We start from the raw sequence: 4,590 nt of genomic DNA, 5'->3' as shown, positions 1-4,590 counted from the left end.
AAACTGTCGTAACTACTCAGCTTCTTCAAATAAAAAAACAGGCCAAATACATGTTTCCGATTCGAAAACATGAAAAGAAAATACTCCAATCAGAGAAAGAATCTATGCCAAATAGAGAAATTCTCTTATGAAGTCGTGTTATTCCAAGGAACCGTTCTAGTTTCTATGACTTGGTTTATCGCTTGTAAGACCGATTGTTTTTGTTTTTTCATGGTACTCATAAAGCTTCGTATCTGACAAAAAGATTCTGCGCCTTTCTTACTTCGGAAAGTCCCAGACACTTTCTGTTTTACTTTCGTCATCCGAATATCCCGTTCTGCTTGATTGTTATCAAATGGAATGGCTGGATGTTCTAAAAACGCTAGAATTCTGTCAGAATACTTGACGAAGCGATTCCATAAATTTTGAGAAGGCGTCTGCTTTCCTTTCTTCTTTTGTTTCGTGGAAAGAATCTGTTGTTCTTTCAATATGGATTGATACATAATAAACAGATTCTTTTGCGTCGCTTTTGGCATGGTACCTTCGGATTGCTTTTTCATCGTCAACGCTTGCGTTAGAAATTTCTGCATCTGTTGTGCCCATTGTTCTCCAGTACTATCTATAATTCCTTGTAAATCTCGTAAGAGATGGGCATTACATAAAACGTGACGACAATCTGTATACGCATCATACGATTTCCAACCATCATGCATCGCAATTCCAGAAAAAGATGGCAAGATTTCTCCAGCATCCATTGCTTCTTTTCCACGTTTTTGATGAATATGTTGCAATGTCACCTCCGGTGTACTGGCAGTATGTAACCATTGTGTTTTGTTTTCTACACGCATACCAGTTTCATCAAAATGGACAACAGGAGACTGCAGAATCTTTTCCTTTACTTCTTTTATGAATGGCTGCAATTGAGAAGCGAAAGCCTGTGTATGATTTACCAGGGTTCCTTCGCTTATAGAATGTCCAAAACAATCCTGAAAGAATTCTTTTGTTCGCTTCAAAGAAATGCATTGATAATGCGTTAAATAGGGAATCAGTCTTTTTATATTTGGACCATATTGAACAGGACGAGATACTGTCGAAGGAAATTGGGCTTCTTGGATAGAATGGCAATGTGGGCATTCTTTCTGTTCTACTTTATGTTCTGTCACTTCGATCTGAATAGGTGGTAAGTCATACACTTGGCGAATGCGATACCCTTTTACAGGCTCGTGGTTCAAGGAAGTATGACAACAAGTACAATATGTAGGAGAATGTGTAATCGTATGATCTGGAGTCGCTGTCAAACCAAGAGTATGTCCCTTGTGGCCCAACTGGCCACCCGTTTGACGATGAGACGGTTTGCGCAAACTTTTTGTAACGGGCTTACCCAAACCATCTGTAGAAGGTGGCTTATGACTATTTTTGGAGTTTTTTTTTGAAGCATTTTCTAGTTCTTGTATACGTTTTTCTAACTTAGAAAATGTTTCTTCAAATAAAGAAATAACAGCTTCAGGTCCTTTTTTATATGTATCTAAAATAATTTTTCGATCGACCATAAGATTCACCTCCCCTGTTTGATATACTCAGTATTTACAAATGGGAGGCATATGAAACTAGTAAAATTTAAAAAAGACACCGAAAGGTGGCTGAGTAGTTACTTTTCACCTCATTTCTTATAGGAATGGTGTTTGATCTAGCGTGTAAATTTGTTTCGGTTTCTGCTCATGTAATGCATCTGGATTGTTGTATCTGAGATGCATAATGAATTGTTTTAGAAAATGTGCCGGTGTGATTTTCCAAAAGTCATCCATGCTTAAACCAAGCAACGTATTACCGACATAAAAATAAAAATCCCAGTCCAATTCGGACTGAGATTCCTCGTTTTTCGTCAGTATGTTTTTTACTTTTTTTCTTGCTTCAACTTCTCCATATCAGAATGTTGGAAAGTTTGACCACTGAAAATTTCGTATACAACGATGAAAATATCAGGTAATTCATTCATAGGAATCGCACCTTTCAATTCATCTACTGTACATTCCGTACCACCACTACGTACCATCGCATAAATTAATGCACGCATCAATTTCGCTTCCTTTTCTCCCAGGCTAAATTGACCTTTTCTTAACATATCATTCATTTCTTTTTCAAATTCATGATAAGGTGTTCCAAATGCTTCTTCCACATAAGGAAAAGATTCAAAAGTAAAAATAACAGGGATTGAGACACCCTGTATCTTAATGCTATTTCTAGTTATATTTACATTTACTAAATCACTTAAACGTGCCATAATTACCCTCCTTATTTACCTGTTTGAGTCGTTCCACCTAGCTGCGCTAGTTGAGATTCATCACAGATGACTTGTTTTAGGAAATCTTCAGCTTTAATTCCTTTTGCCTCTGGATCACCAGTATCCAATTCAGCTTGTGTTACATCATTAAATAACAATGGATCTGCTGTAATTGTGTAAGCAATGTCATCCACAGTCATTTCATCACCTTGCGTTTTCCAAGATTCCTCTACTGGAGCAACTGTACATTTTGGGTACCAACGTAATATTTTAGTTCCATCATTTAAAGGGAATACAACACCTACTGCAAACTTTGGATACGCCTTTGCCTTCGCTGTTTCAAAAGACACGCCTTTTTTACGTGTTTTTGCAAAGATTTTATCTTTTACTTCACGATTTAGACCAGCAAGATTAAAAGCTAATCCAAACGCTGTATTTTTGACAATGTTAATAATTTTTTTGTTAGATGCCCACTTTGTAAAATTAGTAGAAGTAGTGGAAATCGTTAAATCAGAAATATTCGTTTGTCTATAAACGATATCCTCATAAGTTGGTAGTGCACTAGAAGTTTCATTTCCCTTCATCAAGCACAGATATAAATCTTCAATCCCTACGGAATATTGAATTTCTTTATTTTCAATTGTCATGTATATCATCCTCACATTCTATCTATTATTTTTTTGTGCCATAATATCAGCAATTTTGTCACCTTCTGCATCAAAGGTATCCTGAACAAAGTGTTTTCCCTTCACACGTCCCTTACCATTTGCTTTTTTATGGCCATGTTCAACTAAGTACCAATACCAGGCCTCATCTTTAAACTCCACAGATACACAATCATCTTTCACAACAACCTTTAGACTATCTCTTAAATGTGTCCGCTTGTTTTTACTGGATGCTTTAATTTTTGGTTTTAATTTACTAGCAAAATACTTTGCCGCTTCATCTAATACATCCAGTTCGACCTTTTTATTCACACGTAATAGCGTATTAATATCTTCTAAAGCTTCAGAAAAGCCATTGTTATTGGAAGCCATTACTGGATACACCTCACATACGTGATAAACTGCGTGATAGTGTCGTCATTCTCGTCATAACCCATTCCATCAAACTGAGAATAAGACACGCCTACTGCATTAAAAACAGCCTTTAACGGCTCATAATCTTTTTCAGTTCCATTTGTAATAACAGAAATTTGATAAAGTGGCATATCTTTTAGAACCTTATTTGAAGCCCGTTTATGCTGTTCATTCACAAATTCATACACAATGTAAGGATATTTTGCTGTTATAGGTGCACTATCACGATAAACTGGTATACCAGATTTCCTCATGATATCTCGTAACTCTTGAAAGCTAATTTGCATAGGACAATGACACCTCCATTAATCGATCTTCTTCACGTACATAAATACGCTCAATATCATAGATACGCCCACCCACTTTTACACGATAATTCTTTTGATCGGTTTCAATATCTCGATCCATACGAACTTCAATTTTCTTTACAATTTCATTCGTATCTTTCGTTGTAAATTTATCAGTGGCCGTAACTCCAATGTTGTTATAACGAATGTTACGTTCTAACGGATATCCCATCACAACACGGTCTGTTTCCGAATCAATTGTTTCTCCTAATTGAAGTAGCTCACCCATCCATTTGAGTTTATTCGTCTTCCTCTTCGGCATCATAAACCTCCTGGACAAAGAATGGTGTTAAAGCATCAAGTGCCTGTTCTAATTCTTTTTCAGAGACTCTGTAATCATAGATAATACCGGCGACCATAATAATTAAATACTCGGTCTGTTTGCCTGTCGCATTCTTTACATAAGTCTTTGCTTGTTCAATATAAAAAGAGAGCATAGAATCATCCATACCCTCTTCCCAATGAATATGAGATTTTAATTTCTCAATTAAATCTTCCATATTAAGCACCTGGTGTAGTTTGACCTTTCAAGACGTACTTATAAACTGGAACTTCAAATGGAGAATGAATTAATTGAGCATCTAGTAAGTTCCAGATACGGAAACCTACACGGTTTGTACGTGAGAATAACTCAACTAACTTTTGTACTTCTAGTGATCCAATAACATCTTGAATATAGAACTTAGAGAAATCACCGAAATAGAATACTGGTGTATCTGGTGAATCAGGAATATCAATTGCATCTTCTTCCTCAACAGGGAAGCCTAACAATGTATAACCAATGCCGCCCTCTGCTTGATTAAATGGACGAAGTAATGGGAAACCATCATCAGTTTTCATTGTTTCAATTTTTGTTAGTGCTGCTGTATTTAATACCCATCGTGCTTTTTTACGTACTTCTTTA

At 36.2% G+C, this 4,590-nt stretch carries 8 protein-coding genes and 1 pseudogene; all 9 read right to left on the bottom strand.

The genetic code is table 11. From position 1 onward, the window contains the following. Positions 1-125: 125 nt before the first annotated feature. Positions 126-1,529 carry an IS66 family transposase gene (gene tnpC, locus MHH55_RS36255; protein WP_100910632.1) on the bottom strand — a complete coding sequence of 468 codons (1,404 nt, stop codon included), beginning with the start codon at positions 1,527-1,529 and terminating at the stop codon, positions 126-128. 117 nt (positions 1,530-1,646) lie between these two features. Continuing rightward, positions 1,647-1,835 carry a hypothetical protein gene (locus tag MHH55_RS36250; RefSeq protein ID WP_006927278.1) on the bottom strand — a complete coding sequence of 63 codons (189 nt, stop codon included), beginning with the start codon at positions 1,833-1,835 and terminating at the stop codon, positions 1,647-1,649. A gap of 38 nt (positions 1,836-1,873) precedes the next feature. Continuing rightward, positions 1,874-2,260 (bottom strand): hypothetical protein, encoded by a 387-nt coding sequence (locus MHH55_RS36245; protein WP_069354823.1) that lies wholly within the window; start codon positions 2,258-2,260, stop codon positions 1,874-1,876. An 11-nt stretch (positions 2,261-2,271) separates the two neighbouring features. Beyond that, positions 2,272-2,907: a major tail protein gene (locus MHH55_RS36240; RefSeq protein WP_016125430.1), complete on the bottom strand. Its 636-nt coding sequence runs from the start codon at positions 2,905-2,907 to the stop codon at positions 2,272-2,274. Between the two features lie 11 nt (positions 2,908-2,918). Then, positions 2,919-3,297 (bottom strand): annotated as a pseudogene (locus MHH55_RS36235) (HK97-gp10 family putative phage morphogenesis protein). Next, positions 3,297-3,626 (bottom strand): hypothetical protein, encoded by a 330-nt coding sequence (locus MHH55_RS36230; RefSeq protein ID WP_078188254.1) that lies wholly within the window; start codon positions 3,624-3,626, stop codon positions 3,297-3,299. The pseudogene MHH55_RS36235 and the gene MHH55_RS36230 overlap by 1 nt, the downstream one beginning before the upstream one ends. Beyond that, a complete protein-coding gene (locus MHH55_RS36225; protein ID WP_142343347.1) occupies positions 3,616-3,948 on the bottom strand; it encodes a head-tail adaptor protein in 333 nt (110 codons plus the stop codon). The genes MHH55_RS36230 and MHH55_RS36225 overlap by 11 nt, the downstream gene beginning before the upstream one ends. Continuing rightward, the gene (locus MHH55_RS36220) at positions 3,926-4,186 is read right to left on the bottom strand and encodes a head-tail connector protein (RefSeq protein WP_340882937.1); all 261 of its coding nucleotides are present in this window, start codon (positions 4,184-4,186) and stop codon (positions 3,926-3,928) included. Before MHH55_RS36220 ends, MHH55_RS36225 begins: the two co-directional genes overlap by 23 nt. 1 nt (position 4,187) lies before the next feature. Then, the coding region (locus tag MHH55_RS36215; RefSeq protein WP_340882935.1) for a phage major capsid protein at positions 4,188-4,590 on the bottom strand (403 nt) is incomplete at its 5' end.

It is taken from the genome of Bacillus sp. FSL K6-2944, from assembly GCF_038005385.1.
Lineage (GTDB): Bacteria > Bacillota > Bacilli > Bacillales > Bacillaceae_G > Bacillus_A > Bacillus_A cereus.
Note: the sequence above shows the minus strand (reverse complement) of the source record. Positions and strands in the feature narration are given on the sequence as shown.

Excerpts from the sequence above, each read along its gene's own strand:
- tnpC (WP_100910632.1), bottom strand. The coding sequence starts at position 1,529 with ATGGTCGATCGAAAAATTATTTTAGATACATATAAAAAAGGACCTGAA.
- MHH55_RS36245 (WP_069354823.1), bottom strand. The coding sequence starts at position 2,260 with ATGGCACGTTTAAGTGATTTAGTAAATGTAAATATAACTAGAAATAGC.
- MHH55_RS36240 (WP_016125430.1), bottom strand. The coding sequence starts at position 2,907 with ATGACAATTGAAAATAAAGAAATTCAATATTCCGTAGGGATTGAAGAT.
- MHH55_RS36230 (WP_078188254.1), bottom strand. The coding sequence starts at position 3,626 with ATGCAAATTAGCTTTCAAGAGTTACGAGATATCATGAGGAAATCTGGT.
- MHH55_RS36225 (WP_142343347.1), bottom strand. The coding sequence starts at position 3,948 with ATGCCGAAGAGGAAGACGAATAAACTCAAATGGATGGGTGAGCTACTT.
- MHH55_RS36220 (WP_340882937.1), bottom strand. The coding sequence starts at position 4,186 with ATGGAAGATTTAATTGAGAAATTAAAATCTCATATTCATTGGGAAGAG.